Origin of the sequence: Steroidobacter gossypii (genome assembly GCF_016801985.1) — a bacterium.
In the GTDB taxonomy this organism is placed as follows: Bacteria; Pseudomonadota; Gammaproteobacteria; order Steroidobacterales; family Steroidobacteraceae; genus Steroidobacter; species Steroidobacter gossypii.
This window is the reverse complement of record NZ_JAEVLS010000001.1, coordinates 1,101,757-1,124,187: the sequence shown is the minus strand read 5'-3', so window position 1 is coordinate 1,124,187 and position 22,431 is coordinate 1,101,757. Positions and strand designations below refer to the sequence as shown.

24 protein-coding genes are annotated in these 22,431 nt (G+C 62.9%); 9 read left to right on the top strand and 15 right to left on the bottom strand.

All coding sequences use genetic code 11. From position 1 onward, the window contains the following. Positions 1 to 13: 13 nt before the first annotated feature. Positions 14 to 736 carry an arylesterase gene (locus JM946_RS04825; RefSeq protein WP_203165998.1) on the bottom strand — a complete coding sequence of 241 codons (723 nt, stop codon included), beginning with the start codon at positions 734 to 736 and terminating at the stop codon, positions 14 to 16. Between the two features lie 4 nt (positions 737 to 740). Here JM946_RS04825 and JM946_RS04820 point away from each other — a divergent pair, with 4 nt between their 5' ends. After that, positions 741 to 1,412, top strand: a complete 672-nt coding sequence (locus JM946_RS04820) for an ABC transporter ATP-binding protein (protein WP_203166553.1) — start codon at positions 741 to 743, stop codon at positions 1,410 to 1,412. Then, entirely contained in the window at positions 1,409 to 3,898 is a 2,490-nt protein-coding gene (locus JM946_RS04815) for an ABC transporter permease (protein WP_203165997.1), read from the top strand. Before JM946_RS04820 ends, JM946_RS04815 begins: the two co-directional genes overlap by 4 nt. Positions 3,899 to 3,901: 3 nt before the next feature. On the opposite strand, the gene JM946_RS04810 is transcribed toward JM946_RS04815, so the two are convergent. Then, positions 3,902 to 4,684: a hypothetical protein gene (locus tag JM946_RS04810; protein WP_203165996.1), complete on the bottom strand. Its 783-nt coding sequence runs from the start codon at positions 4,682 to 4,684 to the stop codon at positions 3,902 to 3,904. Between the two features lie 225 nt (positions 4,685 to 4,909). Then, a complete protein-coding gene (locus tag JM946_RS04805; protein WP_203165995.1) occupies positions 4,910 to 5,539 on the bottom strand; it encodes an SRPBCC family protein in 630 nt (209 codons plus the stop codon). A gap of 112 nt (positions 5,540 to 5,651) precedes the next feature. Here JM946_RS04805 and tagH point away from each other — a divergent pair, with 112 nt between their 5' ends. From tagH to JM946_RS04790, 3 genes are read left to right on the top strand one after another with little or no spacing between them, the layout of a single operon-like run. Next, entirely contained in the window at positions 5,652 to 7,064 is a 1,413-nt protein-coding gene (gene tagH, locus JM946_RS04800) for a type VI secretion system-associated FHA domain protein TagH (protein ID WP_203165994.1), read from the top strand. A 6-nt stretch (positions 7,065 to 7,070) separates the two neighbouring features. After that, positions 7,071 to 7,799: a PP2C family protein-serine/threonine phosphatase gene (locus JM946_RS04795; protein ID WP_203165993.1), complete on the top strand. Its 729-nt coding sequence runs from the start codon at positions 7,071 to 7,073 to the stop codon at positions 7,797 to 7,799. A gap of 19 nt (positions 7,800 to 7,818) precedes the next feature. Then, entirely contained in the window at positions 7,819 to 9,318 is a 1,500-nt protein-coding gene (locus JM946_RS04790; RefSeq protein ID WP_203165992.1) for a serine/threonine-protein kinase, read from the top strand. A gap of 9 nt (positions 9,319 to 9,327) precedes the next feature. Here JM946_RS04790 and JM946_RS04785 read toward each other — a convergent pair whose 3' ends face one another. Continuing rightward, positions 9,328 to 9,570, bottom strand: a complete 243-nt coding sequence (locus tag JM946_RS04785; protein WP_203165991.1) for a helix-turn-helix domain-containing protein — start codon at positions 9,568 to 9,570, stop codon at positions 9,328 to 9,330. Between the two features lie 218 nt (positions 9,571 to 9,788). Between JM946_RS04785 and proS the strand changes: the two genes are divergently transcribed. Together proS and JM946_RS04775 are read left to right on the top strand one after the other, a co-directional pair. Beyond that, a complete protein-coding gene (gene proS / locus JM946_RS04780; RefSeq protein ID WP_203165990.1) occupies positions 9,789 to 11,348 on the top strand; it encodes a proline--tRNA ligase in 1,560 nt (519 codons plus the stop codon). Between the two features lie 2 nt (positions 11,349 to 11,350). After that, complete coding sequence (locus tag JM946_RS04775) at positions 11,351 to 12,265, top strand: EamA family transporter (RefSeq protein WP_203165989.1); 915 nt, start codon at positions 11,351 to 11,353, stop codon at positions 12,263 to 12,265. On the opposite strand, the gene JM946_RS04770 is transcribed toward JM946_RS04775, so the two are convergent. Genes JM946_RS04770 through JM946_RS04760 form a run of 3 tightly spaced genes read right to left on the bottom strand, consistent with a single transcriptional unit; the run spans position 12,216 to position 14,368 of the window. Beyond that, entirely contained in the window at positions 12,216 to 13,052 is an 837-nt protein-coding gene (locus JM946_RS04770; protein ID WP_203165988.1) for a LytR/AlgR family response regulator transcription factor, read from the bottom strand. The two genes, JM946_RS04775 and JM946_RS04770, sit on opposite strands and share 50 nt — an antisense overlap. A gap of 20 nt (positions 13,053 to 13,072) precedes the next feature. Beyond that, on the bottom strand, positions 13,073 to 14,143 hold the full coding sequence (locus JM946_RS04765; RefSeq protein WP_203165987.1) for a sensor histidine kinase: 1,071 nt from the start codon (positions 14,141 to 14,143) through the stop codon (positions 13,073 to 13,075). Between the two features lie 24 nt (positions 14,144 to 14,167). Continuing rightward, a complete protein-coding gene (locus JM946_RS04760; protein ID WP_203165986.1) occupies positions 14,168 to 14,368 on the bottom strand; it encodes a hypothetical protein in 201 nt (66 codons plus the stop codon). Positions 14,369 to 14,428: 60 nt separating this feature from the next. On the opposite strand from JM946_RS04760, the gene JM946_RS04755 reads away from it, so the two are divergent. Further along, the gene (locus JM946_RS04755; RefSeq protein WP_203165985.1) at positions 14,429 to 14,812 is read left to right on the top strand and encodes a UrcA family protein; all 384 of its coding nucleotides are present in this window, start codon (positions 14,429 to 14,431) and stop codon (positions 14,810 to 14,812) included. 68 nt (positions 14,813 to 14,880) lie between these two features. Here JM946_RS04755 and JM946_RS04750 read toward each other — a convergent pair whose 3' ends face one another. The 3 genes from JM946_RS04750 to JM946_RS04740 form a co-directional block, all read right to left on the bottom strand. Next, positions 14,881 to 15,024, bottom strand: coding sequence for a DUF3096 domain-containing protein (locus tag JM946_RS04750; protein WP_203166552.1), 144 nt, complete (start codon positions 15,022 to 15,024; stop codon positions 14,881 to 14,883). A gap of 79 nt (positions 15,025 to 15,103) precedes the next feature. Further along, positions 15,104 to 15,793: an alpha/beta hydrolase gene (locus JM946_RS04745; protein ID WP_203165984.1), complete on the bottom strand. Its 690-nt coding sequence runs from the start codon at positions 15,791 to 15,793 to the stop codon at positions 15,104 to 15,106. Positions 15,794 to 15,802: 9 nt separating this feature from the next. Next, the gene (locus JM946_RS04740) at positions 15,803 to 17,857 is read right to left on the bottom strand and encodes a response regulator (RefSeq protein ID WP_203165983.1); all 2,055 of its coding nucleotides are present in this window, start codon (positions 17,855 to 17,857) and stop codon (positions 15,803 to 15,805) included. A gap of 221 nt (positions 17,858 to 18,078) precedes the next feature. Between JM946_RS04740 and JM946_RS04735 the strand changes: the two genes are divergently transcribed. Then, the gene (locus JM946_RS04735) at positions 18,079 to 18,489 is read left to right on the top strand and encodes a hypothetical protein (RefSeq protein ID WP_203165982.1); all 411 of its coding nucleotides are present in this window, start codon (positions 18,079 to 18,081) and stop codon (positions 18,487 to 18,489) included. Positions 18,490 to 18,522: 33 nt separating this feature from the next. On the opposite strand, the gene JM946_RS04730 is transcribed toward JM946_RS04735, so the two are convergent. The 5 genes from JM946_RS04730 to JM946_RS04710 form a co-directional block, all read right to left on the bottom strand. After that, entirely contained in the window at positions 18,523 to 18,996 is a 474-nt protein-coding gene (locus tag JM946_RS04730; protein ID WP_203165981.1) for a DUF5658 family protein, read from the bottom strand. A 278-nt stretch (positions 18,997 to 19,274) separates the two neighbouring features. Beyond that, the gene (locus JM946_RS04725; protein WP_203165980.1) at positions 19,275 to 19,619 is read right to left on the bottom strand and encodes a hypothetical protein; all 345 of its coding nucleotides are present in this window, start codon (positions 19,617 to 19,619) and stop codon (positions 19,275 to 19,277) included. Positions 19,620 to 19,920: 301 nt separating this feature from the next. Next, positions 19,921 to 20,814 (bottom strand): LysR substrate-binding domain-containing protein, encoded by an 894-nt coding sequence (locus tag JM946_RS04720; RefSeq protein WP_203165979.1) that lies wholly within the window; start codon positions 20,812 to 20,814, stop codon positions 19,921 to 19,923. A gap of 234 nt (positions 20,815 to 21,048) precedes the next feature. Continuing rightward, complete coding sequence (locus JM946_RS04715; RefSeq protein ID WP_203165978.1) at positions 21,049 to 21,885, bottom strand: family 1 encapsulin nanocompartment shell protein; 837 nt, start codon at positions 21,883 to 21,885, stop codon at positions 21,049 to 21,051. Then, positions 21,882 to 22,307 carry an encapsulin-associated ferritin-like protein gene (locus JM946_RS04710; protein ID WP_203165977.1) on the bottom strand — a complete coding sequence of 142 codons (426 nt, stop codon included), beginning with the start codon at positions 22,305 to 22,307 and terminating at the stop codon, positions 21,882 to 21,884. Before JM946_RS04710 ends, JM946_RS04715 begins: the two co-directional genes overlap by 4 nt. Between the last annotated feature and the right edge of the window lie 124 nt (positions 22,308 to 22,431).

Here is a 22,431-nt window from a genome sequence, read left to right as displayed (position 1 = left end):
TGCGGTCTTGCGTTCATTTTTTGAGTACCTTGCTCAGTGCCGGCCACAGATTGTCCAGCAATTTGGGTTGGGCGGCGGCGTTGGGATGGATGCCGTCGTCCTGCATCAGCGTGTCATCCAGCGCCACGCCGTCCAGAAAGAAATCGACCAGCGGCAGGTCGTATTTTTTCGCCAGCTCGCCGTACAGCGCGTGGAACGAGTTGGCATATTCGGGTCCGTAGTTCGGCGGCATGCGCATGCCCACCAGCACCACCTGGGCCTGGGCCGCCCGAGACTTTTCGATCATGTACTCGAAATTGCTCCGCACCTGTTTGATCGGCAGGCCGCGCAGGCCATCGTTGCCGCCCAGTTCCAGCACCACCACCGCCGGCTTGTGCAGTTCCAGCGCGCGCGGCAGCCGGCCGCGCGCACCGCCGGTGGTTTCGCCGCTGATACTGGCATTCACTACGCGGTACCCGTACCCTTGCCTGGCCAGTCGCTGTTCCAGCAAGGCCACCCAGGTGGCATCCACTTTGACGCCAAAACCGGCGCTCAGGCTGTCACCGAGCACCAGGATGGTGTTGGGCGTGCTGGCGGCATGAGTGGCTGCCGACAGCGCCAGTCCCAGGCTCAGCAGCACCCAGCTGAAACCGATCGTGACAGCTGCGCGTAAGTTTCCGCTAAGTGTGCGCTGACAAACTGCGGCGTCCAGCGCCCGCACCCACTTGCCCAACGATCCAGATCCAGACCTCGACATGAGCATTGCGCCAACGGTCCTCAAAGCCGAAAAAATCAGCAAGCAGGTTAGCAGTCCGGAGGGAACGCTGACCATCCTGGCCGCGGTCGATCTGAGCATTCACGCAGGTGAGACCGTGGCCATCATCGGCGCCTCGGGTGCCGGCAAGTCCACGTTGCTGGCGTTGCTTGCCGGATTGGACGAGCCGAGCGAGGGCCGCATCTGGCTGAACGGTTCGGAGCTCACCGCGCTGGATGAAGATGGCCGCGCCGCGGTGCGCGCCAAGCACGTCGGTTTCGTGTTCCAGAGTTTCCATCTGGTGCCCTCGCTCACTGCGATCGAAAACGTCATGCTGCCGCTGGAACTGGCGGGCAAACCGGGCGCGCGTGACGCGGCGGCCGAAGTGCTGGCGAAAGTGGGCTTGGCGCCGCGGCTCGAACATTATCCGCGCCAACTTTCTGGCGGCGAGCAGCAGCGTGTCGCAATTGCACGAGCATTCGTTACGCGGCCGGCGTTGTTGTTCGCCGATGAGCCCACCGGCAATCTCGATTCCGTCACCGGCGAGCGCATCATCGAATTGCTGTTCGAACTGAACCGCGCCACGCAGACCACCCTAGTGATGGTCACTCACGACAACGCGATTGCGCAGCGATGCGGACGCACGATTCGCATTGACGCCGGAAAGGTTGCCGCATGAAAGCACTACGGCTAGCTCTTCTCGCGCTGGCGCGCGACGGAAAATCCGGCGAGCTGCGAGTTTTGATGCTCGCATTGCTGGTCGCGGTTTCCGCCTTGACGGCAGTCGGCTTTTTCACCAGTCGTGTCAGTCTCGCAGTCGATCAACAGGCGGGCGAAGTGCTTGCTGCCGATCTGCGCCTGCAGTCACGTTCCCCGCTGGATCCTGAATATTTCCAGATGGCCAAGGATGCCGGCCTGCGAACCGCCGAGCTGTCCAATTTCCCGAGCGTCGTATTCAACGGCGATGACAGTGCGCTGACGGCCATTCGCGCCGTATCGGAAACGTACCCTTTGCGCGGGCGACTCAAAGTGGCCGACGTGCCATTCGGGCCGGCGCAGGAGACACAAACCATCCCCGGCCCCGGCGAAGCGTGGCTGGAAGCGCGCCTGTTCGCGCAGCTGGGCGCCAAAGTGGGCGACACGATTCGCGTCGGCTCCGCCGAGCTGACCGCCACGCGCGTGCTCGACTATCGGCCCGATCAAGGTTCGCAGTTCGTCGATCTCGCGCCCACCTTGCTGATGCGTCTCGACGAAGTGCCCGCCACCGGTCTGGCACAGCAGGGCAGCCGCATCTCTCACTACGCGCTATTCGCGGGCGAGCAGCAGGCAATCGCGGCTTTCAAGGAACGGCTCACTGCCATCAAAAAGCCGGGCCAGCGCATCGTCGATCTCGCCGACGCCAGCCCGCAAATCCGTTCCGCGATCGATCGCGCCGGCCGATTTTTGAATCTGGCGGCGCTCGTGACCATCTTGCTGGCCGCCATCGCGGTGGCTATCTCCGCACGTCGCTACGTCGCTCGACATCTCGACACAGTCGCGCTGATGAAAAGCATGGGCGCACCCCAACGACTGGTGCTGGCGATCAGCGTGCTCGAGTTGCTGATGATTGGCTTGCTCGCTGGCGTGATCGGCGCGGCGATCGGATACGCCGCGCAGGAAGGCATTGCATTTCTGCTGAAAGATCTGGTCCGCGGCGAATTGCCTTCGCCATCGTGGAGTGCTGGCGGCTTGGGCATCGTCACTGCCGTGCTCATTCTGATCGGCTTCGCGCTGCCGCCCTTGTTACAGCTGCGCTATGTCCCCCCGGCGCGCGTGCTGCGTCGAAATCTGGAGCCGCCACCGCTGAAGTACGTCACCGTTTATGGAACCGCTCTCGCGGCATTGATCGCTCTGCTCGGCTGGCTGGTTCGCGATGCGGATCTGCTGTTGTATGTATTCGGCGGCACGTTCGCGACTTTCGCAGTGCTGATGCTGGCAGGCTGGGTCCTGGTGCGCGCCTTGAGCAGCCTGCGCGGCAGCGTTGGCGTGTCATGGCGCTACGGCATGGCGAACATCGCGCGTCGCGGTCGTGACAGTGTCATTCAGATCGTCGCATTCGGCCTTGGGCTGATGGTGTTGCTGTTGCTGGCCGTGGTCCGCAACGATCTCATGCAGGAATGGCGCGCCAGCCTGCCGGAGAACGCCCCGAATCATTTCATGATCAATATCCGTCCGGACCAGACCGGGCAGATTCGTGAGTTCTTCGCCGAGCATGCGGTGACGCCGCCGCAGCTGGTGCCGATGATTCGCGCGCGGCTGGTGAAGATCGGCGGCACTCCGGCCGGCGAGTTGAGCCTGCAGAGCGATCGCGGTCGCGATTTCCTGGATCGCGAAGCCAATCTCACCTGGGCCGACACCATGCAGGAGGACAACAAACTGGTGGCCGGCGAATGGTGGAATGCCAACGATGGCGGCGGCCCGCGCGTGTCGGTGGAGATCGAGCTGGCCGAGGCGCTCGATCTGAAGATCGGCGACGAGATCACCTACGACGTGGCTGGCGAAATCATCACCGCCAAGGTCAGCAGCTTCCGTGAAGTCCAATGGGACTCGTTCCGGCCCAACTTTTTCATGGTGTTCTCGCCGGGCACGTTGAACGACAGCACCGGCACTTACATCACCAGTGTGCACATTCCTCGCGAGCAGCGGCCGTTGTTGCTGGACTTCGTGCGCAAGTTCCCGGAGGTCACGGCCATCGATCTCGAGGCGATTCTCACCCAGGTGCGCGGTGTGATGGATAAGGCTTCGCTGGCTGTGCAGTATGTTTTCGGTTTTACCCTGCTGGCCGGCGTCACCGTGCTGCTGGCCGCGATCCAGGCAACTCGCGACGAGCGACGTTATGAGAGCGCGATGTTGAGAACACTGGGTGCGAGCCGGCGCGTCGTATTGCAAGGAGTGGCTGCGGAATTCACGACGCTCGGACTCTTGTCGGGCACGCTCGCCGCCATTGGCGCGACTGCAGCGGGATATTTCCTCGCGACCAGGCTGTTCAATCTCGACTACACGTTCGACATCACTGTGTGGGTCGTGGGTCTGGTAGCGGGCGCGGCGCTGGTCGGCATCAGCGGTACGCTGGCGACCCGTTCGGTCGTGAATCACCCGCCGGTCGCCACGCTCCGCGGCGGATGATGCCTACTCCAGCCCGAGCATCATCCAACCCACTTCCTGAGTCTGGCCGCGCCAGTTATAGCCATCGACCTTGACGAGATAGTTGCCGGGGCCGAACGCGGACGAGTTCAGGGTGAAGCGCACTTCCTTGTTGGAGTCGCGCATGATGCGCTTGATCTGCATCACTCTTACGCCATCGCTCTTGTCGATGGTGATCTGATACTGAGTGATCCGGCCTTCCGAAGCATCGATGCTGATGTCGAGCAGTTGGGGCGGCGTCAGCCAGCCTAGCGCGAAGGTGGGCTGCGAGGGCTTGGCTTTCACCATTTGCAGCTTGTAACGCTGCACGCTGCCGGGCGGCTGCAGCTGCGTGGCCGTCATTTCCTGGGCCGTATCCTGCAGCTGTTCGGCCAGCGAGCTGGCCTGCAGTTTGAACACCACGGCGGCGGCGATCGCACCGGCCAACCCGACCAGCAGCGTCAGCACCACCACCCGATTGAGGCCGGCGCCGAGGTTCTTCCAGCGCGGCTCTTCATCGGGTTCATCCGGATCGAAGTCCTCGTCCTCGACCACTTCCAGCGCAGCCCGCGTGGTGCTGGAGGGAATGGCTTCGAACACGCCGGTTTCGCTGCCCTCCACGGGCCGGCGCGCCAGCCGCGTTTTCAAGCGCACCGGAATCGGCAGCGCCTGCAGGTAGGCGGGATTGTCGAGACAGAATTTTTCGAAGTCGCGCGCTTCGCGCACCGTCAGATCGCCGGACAGATAGCGATCGACGATGTGCTCACTCTCGATGTACTTGCGGTCCATCCGGCTGCCCGATTGCCATAACGCGGCCGGAGGGTAACCCAAAGGTGTCGGCGAATATGTCGCCCGAGTCCGCAAAATCCAACAGTAACGAGACCCACATCACACTTAATTGATGCTCGGGAGCGGGCATCCTGCGACGACCCTCGTGCGGGCCGGCAAAAGACGCGACTTTGCGTCCCGCCGCCTGCGGCGCGGGGCACATCCATGTACCCGGGTGGCGTCGATCTAGCGCGCGGCCTCGGCGGCGGCCTCATCCGCCACGCACTTGGCGCACTTCGGCCAGTAGCCCTTGGCGATGTGGTCCAGGGTCCAGCGGTTGCCCTCGGCGAAGAACTTGCGCATCGCCACCGACTGCGGCTCGTCGGTGTAGCCCAGGCCGATGATGCGTACCTGGGTCATGTTGTCCCCAGCCGGGGTCAGATAAATCACATTCCAGGTGCCGGCGATCGCGTCCGGATAGGGGAAGTCCGCCGGAGCCTGCTTGACGCGCGTGGCCAGCATGCGCTCCGGCTCATAGGCCAGGATTTCGTTGACGATAGTTCTGGGGTCGCCCAGCTGTCCCTTGGGATCGTAATGGGTGCGAATGGTCCCGCCGATCTTCAGATCGACCTCGGCGTGCGCCACCCCCATCTGTTTGTAACCTTCGGCGGTGGTGAAGATGCGCCACACTTCAGGCGTTGCCGCGTTGATGAATCCTTCCGTCACCTGCGGCTCGGCGGCGTGCGCGGCCTGGCCCATCCACAGCCAGGCGATGCCGAATAGCAGGCCGGGAAAGCGGCGTGCGCAGCGCTGCATGAGCGCGGCGAGCGGGGAAGCGATTGTTTTGTCGGGGGAGTGCGGGCGGATGCGCGTCATTCTTGCAGACCTCTGGCCGATACTGCGATGCTAGCTTTCGCTGGTGTAATGCCGGACCGGTACGTTCCGGGACGGGCCGCGGAGACGGCACGATGAGAATAGTATTCCCGCATTGGGCATTCATCGACTGGCGATCTGGGACTGGCGGATTGGCATGATTCTCACCTTGGAAGTCACCGGCCCGCAGGCTCAGGAAATGGGCGCTGGCGCGCGCAAGGCCTTCAAGGCCATCGGCGGCACCATCGGCCGGCTGCCGGACAACGACTGGGTGTTTCCCGATCCGTATGTATCCGGTCGGCATGCGCTGATCCGCTACGTCAACGGCAAGTTTTTCGTCGAGGACACCAGCACCAACGGCGTGTTCATCAATTCTCCGGACCAGCGGCTGACGCGTGGGCAACCGCAGCAATTGCGCGATGGCGATTTGCTGTACATCGACGCCTACCAGATCAATGTTTCCATCCAGAACGATGCTGATCCCGAGCGTCGCAACGATCCGTTCGGCGGCTTGAAGAGCAGCAGCCCGAAGCTGACCGCCGCCGTTCCCCGCGCGGCCGCGCCCACACCAGTCGCCGCCGACGACAGAACCGAAAACCTGGCCGTGCTCAAACCGGTCGTGCTGAACAAGGACGACAGCACGGTTGCCCAGGACTTGCCCGTGCCAGCCGACGATGATGACCAAGAGCAGGCCGACGAGGAACTGGATGAGGACGATGCCGGTACCGAATGGTACGGAGTCGCGGACATGTCGCCCAGGAAACCGGCGACTGCGCGCCTCAAGCCCGAGGTTGTGAAGTCCACGGTCGCCGTTCCACTGCCACGTCCGGAGGCGCGACGGCCAGCGCCGCCTCCACCCAAAGCCGTTCCGAATATTCCCGCGGTCCGCACCAAACTGGAGCCAATCCAGCGATCGGAACCACGCGCGTCAGCCGCCGCCGACTCTCAGCTGCAAACACTGTTGGCAGCGGCGGGCATCGAAGGCCTCGACCCGAGCAGCGAAATTGCGCGCACTCTAGGCGAGATGCTGCGCATTTCGGTGGGCGGCGTCATGGAAGCATTGCGTACCCGCGAGCGTATGAAAGACGACATGCGCATGCGGGGCACCAGCTTCAAGCCCACCGACAACAATCCCCTGAAGTTCTCGGCCAACGTCGACGACGCGTTTCATAACCTGCTGGTCAAGCGCAATTCCGCCTACCTATCGCCGGACGGCGCCATGGAGGATGCGTTTCGGGATGTGCGCGATCACCAGGCGGCGTTCCTGGCCGCGATGCGCCTGGCGTTCGAGTCCATGCTGGCGCAGTTCGATCCGCAGCGCATGCAGGAGGAGTTCGATCGCCAGATGAAAGGCTCGATCCTGGGGGTGCCGGCCAAGTTGCGTTATTGGGATCTGTACCGTGACAAGTACGGCGAGCTGGTCAAGGATGCCGAAACGGGCTTTCGCACCCTGTTCGGGGATGCGTTCGCCCGCGCTTACGAGGAACATCTGGAGCGGCTGAACAAAGCCAGCCGCCCGGCAGGATAGTCATTCATGGATGAAACATTGCAGGTGTTGGACAGGCAGGCCCCGGTTTTCGTATCCGCAGGTCTGACCGATGTGGGGCGGCTGCGGCCCACCAATCAGGATGCGTTCGTCGAGCTTGGCGAGGTAGGCGTCTGGGCCGTGGCCGACGGCATGGGCGGCTATCGCGATGGCGACGTCGCCAGTCGCATGGTCTGCCAGGGCCTGCAGCGCTTGAGCGCCGAAGGCTCGCTCGACCAGGCGGTCAGCGTGATCCGTCAGCGCATGAGCGAAGTGAACCGGCGCTTGTACGAAGCCTCGATCCGACCGATCAATCCCATCGTCAGCGGCAGCACGGTGGTTGTCATGGTGGCCCGGCGCGACGAGTGCGCGATGCTGTGGGCCGGCGACAGTCGGGTGTATCGCTGGCGTCAGGGCCAGCTGAGCCAGCTGACCACCGACCATACCTGGGCCGCCGAGCTGAACCTTCAACAGGCCGATGAAGAAGCCGACCATGCCATCACCCGCGCGGTGGGCGGAGAAAGTGCGCTGACTCTGGACATTCGCAAGGATAGGGTGCGAGTAGGCGATCGTTATCTGCTGTGCTCCGATGGACTCACGCGCGAGTTGAATGACGCGCAGATCGCGGCAGCTCTGTCCACCGGAGATGTGCAGTCCAGCGCCCGTGCGCTGATCGATGCCACGCTACGAGCGGGCGCGCGTGACAACGTAACAGTGGTGATTGTGGAAGCCCGATGATCGGCCGGGCCGGGGCGGTATGAAACCCACGGAAGAAGAACAAACCAGGTTGCGCTCCGCAGCCGCAACCGACGGGACCTTGCAACGTTCCGGTACTGAGCTGCGTACGTTAGTGCGTCCGGAGCCGGAGGCTGCGGCGCCGACACTCAAAGCTGGCCGGCCGATCCAAGATCTGAACGCCGCTTCTGCACCTACGCTCCAGGCGCCCGAGCGCGTACCCGAGCAACGATCGAGCCATTGGACCGAGCAGGAAGCACATCACCCGGTGGCCTTGGCGCCCGGCGCGGTGATCAAGCAACGCTTTGTGCTGGAGCAATTGCTGGGCAAGGGCGGCATGGGCCTGGTGTTCAGCGCCGTCGACGGTCGCAAGCTCGAAGCGCGCGATCCCAATCCGCACGTGGCGCTCAAAGTCCTGAACGCCGAGTTCGCGCGGCATCCGCTGTCATTCATGGCGCTGCAACGCGAAGCCCGAAAAGCACAAACATTGGCGCATCCGAACGTAGTCACGGTGTTCGACTTCGATCGCGACGGCGACACGGTCTACATGACCATGGAGCTGCTCAAAGGTCGCTCGCTGGACGCCATCGTTCGCGAGAGCCGCGGCAAGGGCAACAGCGCGGAAGTCGCAATGCCTATAGTTCGCGGCATCGCTGAAGGACTGGCCTACGCGCACCGCAAAGGCATCGTTCATTCCGATCTCAAGCCCGGCAATGTGTTCATCGCCGAAGATGGCGCCGCGAAGATTCTCGACTTCGGAATCGCCCGCGCGGTGCCGAGCGCGGTCACCGAGGAGAACAAGGACGAGTTCGATGCCGGCTCGCTCGGCGCATACACCGAGGCTTATGCCACCGACGAAATGGTCGCCGGCATCGATCCGCATCCAGTGGATGACATGTATGCGCTTGGCATCATCGCGTACGAGCTCGTCACGGGATTTCATCCGTATCAACGCCACAGCGCGCCGAACGCGCGCAAGCTCGGCATCAAACCGCCACCGCTGAAAGGGCTGAAGCGTAAGCAGGCGCGCGCCATCGAAAGCTGTCTGTCGTTCGAGCGCAAAGATCGGCCGCAGAACGCGAGCGAGTTTCTCAAAGCATTCCGCGGCGTCACGTTGTTGCAGAAGGCTTCGCTGGCGGCGAGCGCGGTGCTGGCGTTGACCGCGGGGTTTCTCTGGTACCAAAACTACCTGGAAACCAGTCCCGCGCTTCCATTCAACGAGCTGCCCGCGTCGGTTCAACAGGACTTCCGTGCCGCCATGCAAGTCGGCAACGAAGCCTGGACGTTCTATCAGCGCGATGGATTTGCGGATGCGATCAGCACAGCGTTGTCGAGCTATGCCAAAGCGTATGACTTGCATCCGCGCAATCGAGAAGCGGTTGCAGCACTCAACCGCGGAGCTGACGAAGCGCTACGCGCGGCAAGCGATGATGTGGAGAAGCGCCGGGAAATCGCGCGTGAGTTGCAGGAGCTGAGTGCGCATTTCCGTAAATACGCACCGGTGGTGGAAGCCTCCAGGTAGGAATCGCAGTCAGCCCCGGAATTTCGAACGGATATCTCGAATCGCACGACTCGCATCCATCTCCAGTGCATCCGCAATGGCGATGAACTCGATAACGTCGATGCGCCGCTCGCCGCCTTCATACTTTGAAATGAAACTTTGCGGCTTGCCGAGACGGTCGGCCAGCTGCTGTTGCGTCAAACCGGCCTTCTCGCGCGCCGCAAGCAGCACCTCGAGCAGCCGGACATGGGCAGGTGAACGCAGTGACTTCAAGGGACGAGCTCCATTGATTGCGCCGGTGTCTATATTCCGGCACGTCGAATATCCCAGCTTAGGATGCTTCCGCCGCGCTCTCGCGTCGACCCTCGGCTTGCCGGGGCAGCGGCCGCCGCCGGCCGGGTTTTGCGCATTCATTTCGTCTGACACGGAAAATCTGCTGTAATCGCGCCCTTTCCCGGCGCCGTGCCGGAACGCTTTTCAGCCTGTCAGACATGAGCAGCAAACCCCAGCAAGCCCAAGGCGCCCAGAAGGCCGCCAAAACCGCCATCACCCCCACTCGGGACGAGAACTATGCCGAGTGGTATCAGCAGGTTATTCGCGGCGCCGACCTGGCCGAGAACTCCGCCGTACGCGGCTGCATGGTGATCAAGCCGTGGGGGTATGCCCTGTGGGAGAACATGCAGCGCGTGCTGGACGAGATGTTCAAGGCCACCGGCCATCAGAACGCCTACTTCCCGCTGTTCATCCCGCTGTCGTTCATGCAGAAGGAAGCCGCCCACGTGGAGGGCTTCGCCAAGGAATGCGCCGTGGTCACGCACCACCGCCTCGAAGCCGGCCCGGACGGCAAGCTGCGGCCGACCGGCGAGCTGGAAGAGCCACTGATCGTTCGACCCACCTCCGAGACCATCATCGGCGACGCGTTTTCGCGCTGGGTGCAGAGCTACCGCGACCTGCCGCTGCTGATCAATCAGTGGGCCAACGTGGTTCGCTGGGAGATGCGCACTCGCATGTTCCTGCGCACCGCCGAATTCCTCTGGCAGGAAGGCCACACCGCCCATGCCACCAAGCAGGAAGCCGTGGAAGAAACCATGCGCATGCTGGAGGTCTACGCCACCTTTGCGGAACAATGGGCGGCGATTCCGGTGATTCGCGGCGAGAAGACCGCCAACGAGCGCTTCCCGGGCGCCGAGCAGACCTTCTGTATCGAAGCCATGATGCAGGATCGCAAGGCGCTGCAGGCCGGCACCAGCCATTTCCTCGGCCAGAACTTCTCCAAGGCCGCCGGCATCGAGTTCCTGGATCAGAATGGCCAGCATCAGCATGCCTGGACCACCAGCTGGGGCATGTCCACCCGGATGATCGGGGGCTTGCTGATGACGCATTCCGACGATGACGGCCTGGTGCTGCCGCCGAAGCTGGCGTCGGTGCAGGTGGTGATCCTGCCGATCTACCGCTCCGAAGAAGATCGCGCGCGAGTGATCGAGTACTGCCGCTCGGTTGCGGCCGAGCTGCGTGCGCAGCGCTTCGCGGATCGACCCGTTGCCGTGGTCGTCGACGAGCGTGACGAGCGCGGCGGCGACAAGGTCTGGAACTGGATAAAGAAAGGCGTGCCGTTGCGCATCGAAGTCGGTCCGCGCGACATCGAGAAAGATGCGCTGTTCGTCGGCCGTCGCGATCGCGCGCCGAAGGACAAGCAAAGCATTCCGCGCGGCGAGTTCGTTGCTTCGGTCAGCACGACGTTGCAGTCGATTCAGGACGGCTTGTACGCGCGCGCCCTGGAGTATCGCGAGCAGTTCACGCGCCGTATCGATAGCAAAGAAGAGTTCTACGACTACTTCACCGCGCCGCGTGTGGCCGAGAACGCACCGACGCCGATTCACGCTGGCTTCGCATTGACGCACTTCAGCGGCGACTCGCAGGTGGAAGAGAAGATCAAAGCCGACCTGGCCGTGACGGTTCGCTGCATCCCGCTGGACAAGAGCGAGCCCGGCACCTGTCCGTTCACCGGCAAGCCGAGTCCGCAACGAGTGGTGTGGGCCAAGGCGTACTGAGATTGTCCGCGGCCTCGCGCGCCACCTGGCAGATACATTTCTGCGTCATCCTGTGGGGATTCACTGCCATCCTGGGCAAGTTGATCTCCCTGGGGACCCTGGCGCTGGTCTGGTGGCGCGTCGTCCTGGTCAGCGCCGCGCTGCTGCTGGTGCCCCGTTTCTGGCGCGGCCTGCAACCATTGCCACCGAAGATGATCGCGATCTACGCCGGCATCGGCGTAGTGGTCGCGCTCCACTGGCTGGCGTTTTATCAATCCATTCGATTGTCGAACGCTTCGGTCGCCGCGACCTGCCTGGCGCTCTCGCCGGTGTTTCTGTCGTTCATCGAACCGTTGCTGGTCGGTCGACGCTTCGATGTGCGCGAACTGCTATTCGGCCTGGTCGCCATTCCCGGCGTGATCCTGGTGGTCGGGGGAACGCCAACGAGCATGCGCATGGGCATCGTCGTCGGCGTGCTCGGCTCGTTACTGGTCGCTGTATTCGCCAGCCTGAACAAACGTTTCATCGGCCACAGCGACACCCTGGCGGTGACCGGCCTGGAAATGGGCGCCGGCCTGCTGCTGCTCACTACGATTTCAGCGCTGTTTTCGCCCGAGACGGTGTTCGTTCTGCCCGAGACGCGCGATGCGATGCTGCTCGTCGTGCTGGCGATGGGCTGCACCCTGCTGCCGTTCGCGGTATCGCTGGCGGCGCTACGCCATGTCAGCGCGTTCTCGGCGACCCTTGCGTTGAATATGGAGCCGGTCTACGCGATCGTGATGGCCATCATCCTGCTCGGCGAGCAACGCGAGCTCAGCCCCAGCTTCTACCTGGGAGTGGCGATCGTGCTCGCGGCGGTGTTCCTGCACCCGTGGCTGGTGCGTCCGACTACCGTCGCTGCAGCAGTTGATCGACCCGATCTCGATAAGAGCGGCTGAGCTTGATCTCCTGACCGTCGTCGAGCGTCAGGAAATATTCCCCGTTGGTGTGCGGCCTCAGCCGCCGCACGCGTGACACGTTGACGATGGTCGAACGGTGCACGCGCTGGAACAGCTTGGGATCGAGCACGGCCTCGAGCGACTTCATGGTCTCTCGCAGCACATAGGTGCGCCCGTCAGCATGCACGCACATGTAGTCCCCGGCAGCATCGATCCAATCGATGGTGTTCACGTCGACGCGCACGGTGCCCGCGTCGTCGCGAATCGGCAGGATCTGCGGGTATCGAGGCTGGCGTTCCGCGTGCAGATATTCCCGCAACGTTTGCTCGTCCACCGAGCCGGCTCCCTGGGTGCTCGCCAGCAGCTTCATCAACTGCTCGCGCTGACTCAGCGCATTCTTCTGTTGCCAGTAGCCGCGCACTCGATCCAGCGCCTGGCTGAAGCGCAGGTCGTTGATGGGTTTGAGCAGGTAGTCGATGGCCTGGGCCTCGAATGCGTCCAGCGCATAACGGTCGTAGGCGGTGACGAAGATCACCATGGGCAGCGATTCCTGCGGCAGCTTGGCCAGTACGTCGAAGCCCGACAGGCCGGGCATCTGAATGTCCAGGAACATCAGATCCGGCTTGTGCTGCGCCAGCGCCGCCAGGGCTTCGCGGCCGTTCGCGCATTGGGCAACGATAGTGATATCGGTGTGCGAGGCCAGGCGCAGCTCGATGCCGCGGCGGGCCAGCTCTTCGTCATCGACGATGATGGTGCGGATCGGTTGATCTATGGGTTGGTCAGTCATGGCATTACTCATGACGTTGCTCAGGCCGGGGTCGTGGCGCGCTCCGCCGGGAAGCTCAGCGACACGCGCAGGCCGGGATCGGTATTGCTGACAGTGACGGCGCCGCGGCCACCATACAACACCTGCAGGCGCTCGCGAGTATTGCGAATCCCGACGCCGCGACCATTGGCCAAACGGGTCGCATCGACCATGCCCGGCCCGTCATCGGCCACTTCCAGCTGCAGCATACCCCCGGTCACGTGCGCTCCGATGCGGATCTCCCCGCCTTGCTCCCGTGGCGACACCGCGTATTTGATGGCGTTCTCGATCAAAGGTTGCAATAACAGGCTGGGCATCAGCATCTGGCTGGCGCCGTCCTCGATGGCGAAGTTCAGCCGCAGCCGCTGTCCGAAACGCATCTTCTCGATGTTCAGATAAAGATTGAGCGCGTCGACCTCCTGCGCCACGGTCACTTTTTTCATCGGATCCTGATCGAGGGTGTAACGGAGGAACTCCGACAGGCCGGTTACCGCGTTGTTGGCGGTGCTATTGCGGTTGTCCAGAATGAGCGTGGAAATGGCGTTCAGCGTGTTGAACAGGAAGTGCGGATTGAGCTGATAACGCAACATCTTGAGCTGTGCTTCCTGCGCCAGGGCCGCGGCCTGCAGCGTTGCAACGCGCTCCGTCTGCAGCGACTCGTAATAACGCACACCGAAGTACAGGCCCATCCAGCAGAGCAACAGGTAAGTCGAGCTCAGTGCCCCACTGAAGTACTCGGCCGTGTGCACGATGGGCCATTCCGTGTCCACATGCGTGTGATAGAACCAATTCATGATCACTCGCAGCGCGCACGCGGTCAGGTAGGCGGCCGCGAGTCCCCCCGCGATCATCGTGGCCGGCGGCTGTTTCCATAGCCAACGACAGATATAGCGCAGCGGTGCGCTGAGGATGCACCCGGCCGTCGCCGCCACGGCGATGTACTGCACGTAGTGCACTGGCTTGCCGTAGAGCATCGCGCCCACGTACTGGGAAACGCCGTAGGCGCTCCAGCCGAGCAGGTGCAGAGACCAGAACAGCAGGTTTCTGTTTTGTTTCAGTTGTGCGAGGTCCATGCGCCACTGTAAGCAAGCGACGCATCACAAGCCAACCATTCGTCGCGCCGCCGGCACGTCCGGTCGCAAGGCGCGCTTCACGCGCACAGGTCGCGCCGGTTGCGTCACGTCCAGACGATTCTTCGGCGCGATGAGCGGAAGGAATGCAAACGCGCGCCGACCGATCCAATCGACGTCGATGAAAAAATCTCGCGACGCTTGCAACCCTGTCGAATGCCTTCGCATCTTGAAGTTCAAGCGCGAGATGAACGGTACTCGAAAAGCGAAGTTAGAGGAGACTCGATCATGTCCAGCCCCATCACTATCCGCGTCGCGCGTTTTGTTGCTGTCGGTGCGCTCGCTGCCTGGTCGTTCGGCGCTCAAGCCGGTGAGTTGTCTACGGAGCAAGGTTCGGCCAAGACCGTGATCGGCTTCGCCGATCTGGATCTGTCCAAGGAAGCCGATGCGCGTGAGCTGTACAGCCGCCTGCAGCGCGCTTCCAGCCATGTGTGCGACGGGTACAGCGAGGTTCGCGATCTGCGCACGAAGCAGCTGTATGACGCTTGCTATCAGGACACGTTGGCCCGCGCCGTCGAAGACGTTGGGCATGCGGCGGTGAAGGCGGCGTTCGCGGCGGACAATCGGATTCGCGTCGCCAAGCGTGACGGCAAAGGGCTGAGGCGCAGCTGATCTGCGAGCAGCCAGTCACTCGATCTGGGCGATCGCGCCGGTGCAGCCGGTGCGTCGCCCCAATGCTGTTACAACCTGGGGCCGAACAGCCCGAGCAAGCCGATGATGATCAGATAAATGGCGACGATGTAATTCAGCAGTCGCGGCACGATCAGGATCAGAATGCCGGCGACCAGTGCAACCAGGGGACCGATGCTGACGTACATATCCATCGCCTTGTTGTCGACTGTTGAGTAGGCTGTCACAGTCGGTACGTCAGAGCGCGCCGCATTGTTCCCTGGCGCGATCCGCTCAGGCGTTCAGCTTCAGCCGCGCCTGCAGCCATTTGGAAATATCGACCACTTCTTCCATGCACACCGAATGTTCCATGGGATAGGTGCGCCACTCGATGCGATAACCCAGGCCTTGCAACACGTCGCGCGATGCCTCCCCCATCTGCAACTGCACGACGGGATCGTAGACGCCATGACACATCAGAATCGGCACGTCGCGGTTGGCCGCCGAGGCTTCTTTGGCAACTGACATGCGCAACGGCAGATAGGTGGACAACGCCATCACCCCCGCCAGCCGCTGCTCATAGCGCAGCACGGTCTGAAAAGCGATGGCGCCGCCTTGCGAGAACCCGGCAATGACGATTCTGCTCGCCGCGATGCCCTGAGCGATCTGTTGCTCGATATATTGTTTCACCACGGCTTCGGATTCCCGGATGCCGACGTCGTCTTCGGGGCGGTCGGGGCCGAAGCCTTTGATGTCGTACCAGGCGCGCATCACGAAACCGTTGTTGATGGTGACCGGCCGCGGCTTGGCGTGAGGAAATATGAATCGCACCGGCAGCGACGCCGGCAGGCGCAGCTCCTCGACGATGGGGACGAAATCGAAGCCGTCCGCGCCGAGCCCATGCAACCAGATGACGGCTGCGCTCGGCGCGGTGGGCGGCGTAAGAACAACGGCATCGGCAGATTCTGAAGTCGAATAGGGCATGACACTCTCTCAAGCGCGCGATACGCGAGCTCGCAAAATTTCAGCGACGGCCGCACCCAGCTCGGCCATGTTGAAGGGCTTACGCAGTTGGCGGGCCGATCCCAGCGCCGCTTCCACCGCGGCGCTGTCGGCATAACCGGAAACGATCAGCACCGGCAGGCCGGGTTGTTTCAGCTGTGCCGCCTTGGCCAGCTCGGCGCCGGTCATGCGCGGCATGGCGAAGTCGGCCAGCAACAGATCGAAACGTTGCGACTCCATGATGCTCAGCGCATCGTGCCCGTCTTCGGCAGCCCGCACTTCATAACCCAGCGAGCGCAGCGATTCGTGTATGAAGCGGCGTACCAGCCGATCGTCGTCCACCACCAGGATGGATGCGGAGCCGGTGGCTTCGGGTTGTGGCTTCGCTAACTCAGCGGCCGGTGGCGCTGCGGGCGCTGCGGATTCGACGACTGCCCGCGGCAGCGTCAAATGAATGGTGGTGCCCTGGTTGGGCTCGCTTTCGATTTCGAACGAGCCGCCGGACTCGCGCGTCACGGCATAGACTTGCGACAGTCCCAAGCCAGTGCCCTGCCCAACCGGCTTGGTGGTGAAGAACGGCTCGATGGCTCGCGCGCGCACCTGGTCAGTCATGCCGACGCCGGTATCGGTCACTGACAAACGAACGTAGTCGCCCTTGGGCAAATGTTTGTCCACGCCCTGGACGCGGCGGGCCGTGACGACGAGCTTGCCGCCCTTGGGCATGGCGTCGCGAGCATTCACCGCCAGATTGAGCAGGGCCAGTTCCAGCTGATTGGCGTCGCTCATCACCATCTGGGCATCGGGATCCAACTCCATGCGCACCTCGACGGCCGGACCCACCGACTGTGCGATCAGGCCACTGATGCCGTTGAACAGCTTCTGCAGATCCACTGGCCCGACCGACATGCGCTGACTGCGCGAGAACGCGAGCAGTTGCGAAGCGAGCTTGGCGCCACGTCGCGAAGCTTCCAGCGCGTTGTCCGCCATGCGGCGCAGGCGCTCGTCGGTCTGCACGCGGCTGCGGATCATGTCCAGATTGCCGATCACCGCGGTCAGCAGGTTGTTGAAGTCGTGCGCGATGCCGCCGGTCAGTTGACCCACCGCTTCCATCTTCTGCGACTGACGCAATGTTTCTTCGGCGCGCCGCCGCTCGGCCATGTCGCGCAGTACCAGCAGGATCAGCGTGCCGCCAAGCACTAGAGCCCCGAGCGCCGCCAGCCCGGCCGCCACGAACGACCATCTGGTGGGTGCGTCGATCGCCCCGGAAGCCACCGCCAGATGCGCCGACCAATCCGACCACGGCGAGGTATGAAATGCGGTGAAGTTCTTCAGCCCTTCGAACGTGGTGCCGCGATAAAAGCCCCGCTCGCCGCCTTGGATGGCGGCTCGCACGAAACTGGTGGCTGGCGTGCCCACGCGTGTTTCGAAGTTGAGGGTGCGCGCCACGAACCTGCCGTCGCTATCCACGATGGCGGCGGTGGTGCCCGGCTCGGCTACTGCGACCAGAAGATCCTGGAAGACCTGCGGCAGGATGGCGGCGCCGAGCACGTAACGCACCTGGCCATCGGTCACGACCGGTGAATACACCCAGGCGAGCGCTTCAGGCGGCGGGGTCACCGAGCCGACCACCGGCGCCATCCTCTGGCGAATCTGCTGAAGGGATTCCGCGTGAGTTTCGGCGACGGGCACGGGCGGGCCGAAAGGCCGCCGCAGATCGAACATCTCCTGCTCGCTCCGGGCATCGATCAACACGATCGAGCGCCAGGCGGGATTGGCCTTCATCACCCGCTGCACCCGTGAATAAAATTCATGGAAGTTGCCTTTGGCGAGGTCGACCGAGCTGGTCAGCACCCCGAGCGCGGCCACGTCCCGGCGCAGGCGCCCGTCGACCAGCAGCGTCGCGATCTCGCTTCGTCCGAGCGTCTCGGTTTCCACGCGAGCACGTTCGGCGCGCAGGAAATAAAACGCGCCGACGGCAACGAACACCACTGTGGGCAGCGTCGCTGCGACTCCCAAAGTGATCAGCGAGCGCCGGAAGAATCGCATTCGTTGTTTTGTCCGCCCGACTGCCAAAGGAGGTATTGTGCCTCGCGCTGCCGTCGCGAGATAGCTTGGGCGGGCGCTGCGCTACCGTAGGTAATCTCCGGGGAAGACTCTGCGAATAAACGCCCATCGCGGCTCAGGGCCCCGGCGCTTTGACGTGCATCACGGAAATGGCAAAGTGACGGCGCTATACCTGCCTCACCTTTCCTTCACGGTCCTACGCCATGCACTCGCGCAAGCTGCACGCCCTGATCGCTGTTGCGTTGTTCTTGCTGGCCGCGACCGTTTATGTGTCGTTGTCCGCCAAGACGGTGGATCTGTGGCGCGTGGCGCTATGGAGTCTGGTTGGCGTCAGCAGCTACATGCTGCTGTCGCAGCTGTTCGGCTTCGACCCGCACCGTACTCGGATCGCCGCATGCGCGCCGGCGTATATGCATTACGTGGATCGTTGGGAACTGCGCCTCGGGCAGGCGACCTTGTCCATGCTCGGCATCGTCGTGGTGACGGCCAGCTTGTTCGATGCCGAACACTTCGTCACCGCCGTGGTCAGCGGCACGTTGTCCGCCTGGACCTACTTCGCCTTTCGCCTTTACGTCGGCGGCTATCGAGCCAGCGCCGCCCACCCCAGAGCTTGACTAGCGCTTGACCGGCGCTTGACCAGAGCTTGATCAGTGCAGCGGCGGCGGGTTTTCGAGCAGAAACAATTCGTAGCCGATCAGCGCGATATAACACGCCACCACCAGGTACAGCAGCAGCTCGCCTGGAAACAATCTGAACACCTTCATCCGGGCGCAGGCCACCAGCACCAACGTGCCCAGACTGGTCAGGCCGAGCTTGACCGCGGCGAACCAGCCCAGCTTGTCCGGCACGAACAGCGCCATCACCGGATTCATTTCACTCGCGCCCTGCGAGATCAGCAGTAGGGTCAGCACTGCGTCCAGCGTCGACAAGCCGAGGATCAGCATCACCAAAGCCAGCACGCGCGGCGAATGCCAATCGATGATGGCGTAGTAGCGATCGGATGCACGCCGGCCGGCGCGGCGGCGGGGATTCAGAGCGCCACGCCAGTACGCAGCGACGGTGTGTTCCCGGCGCTCGATACCGCTACGACGTTCTTGGACGACGCGCTCCGCTGCGTGCATGGAACCAAAGACCTCGATGCTTTCCTCGGGTCAGTGTGCGCGAAGCGTATGAGACGATGGGTCCGAGTTACCGTAATGATCGGACAAAATAAAATCGCCAGCGAGGGAACAAATCGGGAAGTAGTGCGAATCGGTAGAAAGCCACTCCGGGAGTTAGCGGGTCCATGCTAGTGCGGAAGCTGCAGGGGGAATGACAGTCGCGCACGCTCCCGGAGTGGGAAGCCTGGGCGTCACTCTCATGAGTGACGCCGTTCAGATTGTTGGATGAACAGTTCGTCTCAGCGGGCGGCCAGCTTCTGCGACAGCGGCTTGCCGTTCAGCGCGACCACTTGACCGCTGCTGTCGACCAGGCAGGTGCCGCGGGCCAGATACTTGCCGCTCTCCACGCCCTTGGCGCTCACATAAATCTTGTAACCGCGCGAGTAAAACGCCAGCGGGCTGGGCGCCGCCTCTTGCTTCTGCACGCGCACCGGCTGTTCCTTCGGCAGACTGGCTGCGACGAACGCGTTGATGCAGGTGTCCATGGCGGCCGCTTCGGAACTGCCCGCCTGGCTGGCGAACGGAGCGGCGCAGGCCAAAGTGGCGACGGCGATAGCAACAGATTTACTGATACGAGTATTCATCAAAGCGATCTCCCAAAAGTTGTAACGCACCCCCGGGAAAACATGTCGTTGTCGAATGGCGCCACTGTAGAAGCGCAGCGTCACGCCGACAAACGAGAAGATTTCATGCTGGCCACAAACGCGCTCATGCAGGCAATCCCCGACCGCCCGACGCGTGATCGCCTGCGGCGGAAGAAACAAAACTGAAACTTCTATCAGCCAAGGAAATATCGTCGTGCGCCGAACGGCGCGGACGTGAGACAAAAACGTCAACCAGGTGACGCTTCGTGTCACTCGCCTGCGGGCGCAGGCGCTTATTGTTTCATGCCGAAACGCTGAACTCTTCGATCAGCCACTGCCGCAGCGCCTTGACGTTGGGCCGCTCGGCGTCTTCCCTTCGCAAGATGAGATAGTAGCTTTCGCCGGTTTCCAGCTCGCGATCGAACAACTTCACCAGCGTGCCTTCCGCGAAACGTTCGTTACCGAGCCGTGACGAGACCAGCGCGACGCCTACACCGTGCTCGGCAGCTTCCGCCGCGGTGTTCATGGAGTCGAAGCGCACGATGCTCTTGGGGCGCAAGTCGATGCCATGCGTTTGCGCCCAACGCTGCCAGCTGTCACGGCGTGCTTCGTGAATGATCAGCGTATGTTTGTTCAGGTCCTGCACCGTTTGGATGGGCAGGCGCTGTAACAACGTGGGCGAGCACGCCGGCACAAACGTCTGCGAGAACAACTTGCACCAGTCGTGATCGTTGTCGTGCTCTTCTTCGGGCGATGTGTCCACCACGATGGACAGGTCCGCCTCGGCCGGATGCGTCTCCAGCGTGCCGGCGACCGTATTGATATGTACGTCCATCTCCGGCCGCGCTTCCAGAAGGGAAGGCAGGCGCGGCAGCAGCATCTCGGTGGCGAAGAACGGCGGAATGTGCAGACGGACCACGTCGCGGCCATAACGAATGCGCAACTGTTCGGTGACCGCTTCCAGCCGGGAGAACACCTTTTCCAGGTGCCGCACATAGCTCTCGCCGGCCTCGGTCAAGGTGAGCGAGCTCGGGCCGCGCTCGAACAGCGCGACGCCGAGTTGCTCTTCCAGCCCCTTGACCTGGTGGCTGACCGCCGAGGGCGTGATGCACAGCTCGTCGGCGGCCTCCTTGAAACTCAGGCGGGTGGCGGCGACTTGGAACGTCTTCAGGAACTTCAGGGAAGGCAGGCGCATGGTCGAAGGCCGTCGCAGCGGCGGCACGTAAGGCGAGCTAAGGATGGCACGCCCTTGTTACAGCAAGTCTTGTGCCCGGTCGCCAAGGATAGCGGATTCCATCGGCAGGAACCGCTCGATGCGCGCGTTCAGCCAAGGCCGCCCGCCCCAAGCGTAGGCAGCCTGCATCAGACACGCGCGATCAGAGTGCGAGCAAGGACTCAAGTCACGGATTGTCCTGCCGTGACGCCGTGGCTATTTGGCCGGGACATCCGAGGCCACATTCGCGCTCGCATAAGTCAGCGGCACGGCCGCTTCCGGAGCCAGCACTCGGAACGTGAAGCTCTGCTGCAAATAGAGCAACACCGAGCTGCTGGTGTGGTCGAGATAACCCACCGAGAAATCCTGGCCGACGACCAACTCGAAATCGCCGCCGCGCAGGCTCATCACCACCGCACCGTCGACCGCCGGCGCCCAGACGATGGGACCGTCGACCAGTTCGCGCACATGATTGATGACTGGGTAGCCCCGCAGCGTGCTGCGGGTCAGTCCGGTGAAACAGCGCGGGCCGAGTGCGATTCCGTACGGTCCGCTGACGCCTTCGCTCCGCAATCGATGGGTAGCTTCGGCAACTATGTCGGGATACGCGCCGAAGTCGGAGGGAATGGTCAGACCCTGGCTTGCCGCGGCGGGGAAGATGCCTTCGATCTGTCCGGCGGGATAGCCTTGAAAGATGGCGCGATCTTCGGCGATCGCAGCAGCGCGTGCCGCGTTACGCACTGAATCCAGATCGGGATTGGTGTCGCCGCGACCGATCGCGTCCAGCTCCTCGCGATCCACCTCGAAGGGAATGCGGATCTCGATCAACGGCAGCGACAGGCGCAGCTTCGACACCACGCCTTCCTGCAGGGACGGCGACAAGGTGCGCGTTCGGCCGGTCGAGACCGCCGAGGCGTTCCAGCCCAGCGGACCTTTGAAGTCCACCAGCCGGCGCGCGGCCAACAATGTGGTCAGCGTGCGCCTGGCCTCGGCGTCGATTTCCTTCCACGCTTCGGGGGCGATGGGCGCGTGATCCCGCAGCAGTTCGTTCATGATTCGATTCCTGTTCCCATGCGCCAGAGGTGGCGGATCGGGCTTTGTTGTTCGCCACGCAGACTGCCGATGTTCAGGCAGCCGTCGCCATTGCCGTTGCCTTTCTCGGCGCCCTCGGCGCCCTCGGCCTCCTCCTCGATCTCGAGCACGGGCTTGGACGTGAACAGGTAGGTGCGCAGATGCTCGTCGAGCTTGGGATCGCGCCGGCGCAGCCACTCCAGCACCATGGCAGCGTGTTCTTTTTCCTCGTCGCGGTTGTGGGACAGGATGTCTCGGAGCTCGGCGTCGGTGGCGGCATCGATGCGCTGGTCGTACCAATCCACCGCTTCCAGCTCCTCCATCAAAGAGGACACGGCGCGGTGCCGATCGATGGTTTCGGGACGCAGCGCCTCGGCGCTCTCGTGCAGGGATTCGCTGGCCATGGGTTCTTCAGGTTCGCGGCTTATAAGTCAAACCAGTACGCATGAGCGCGGCGTCGGTTCCGCATCTGGCGGCTCGCGTTCAGCAGCGACCAGCGCTAACTGCTTCTTCACGCAATTGAGCAGG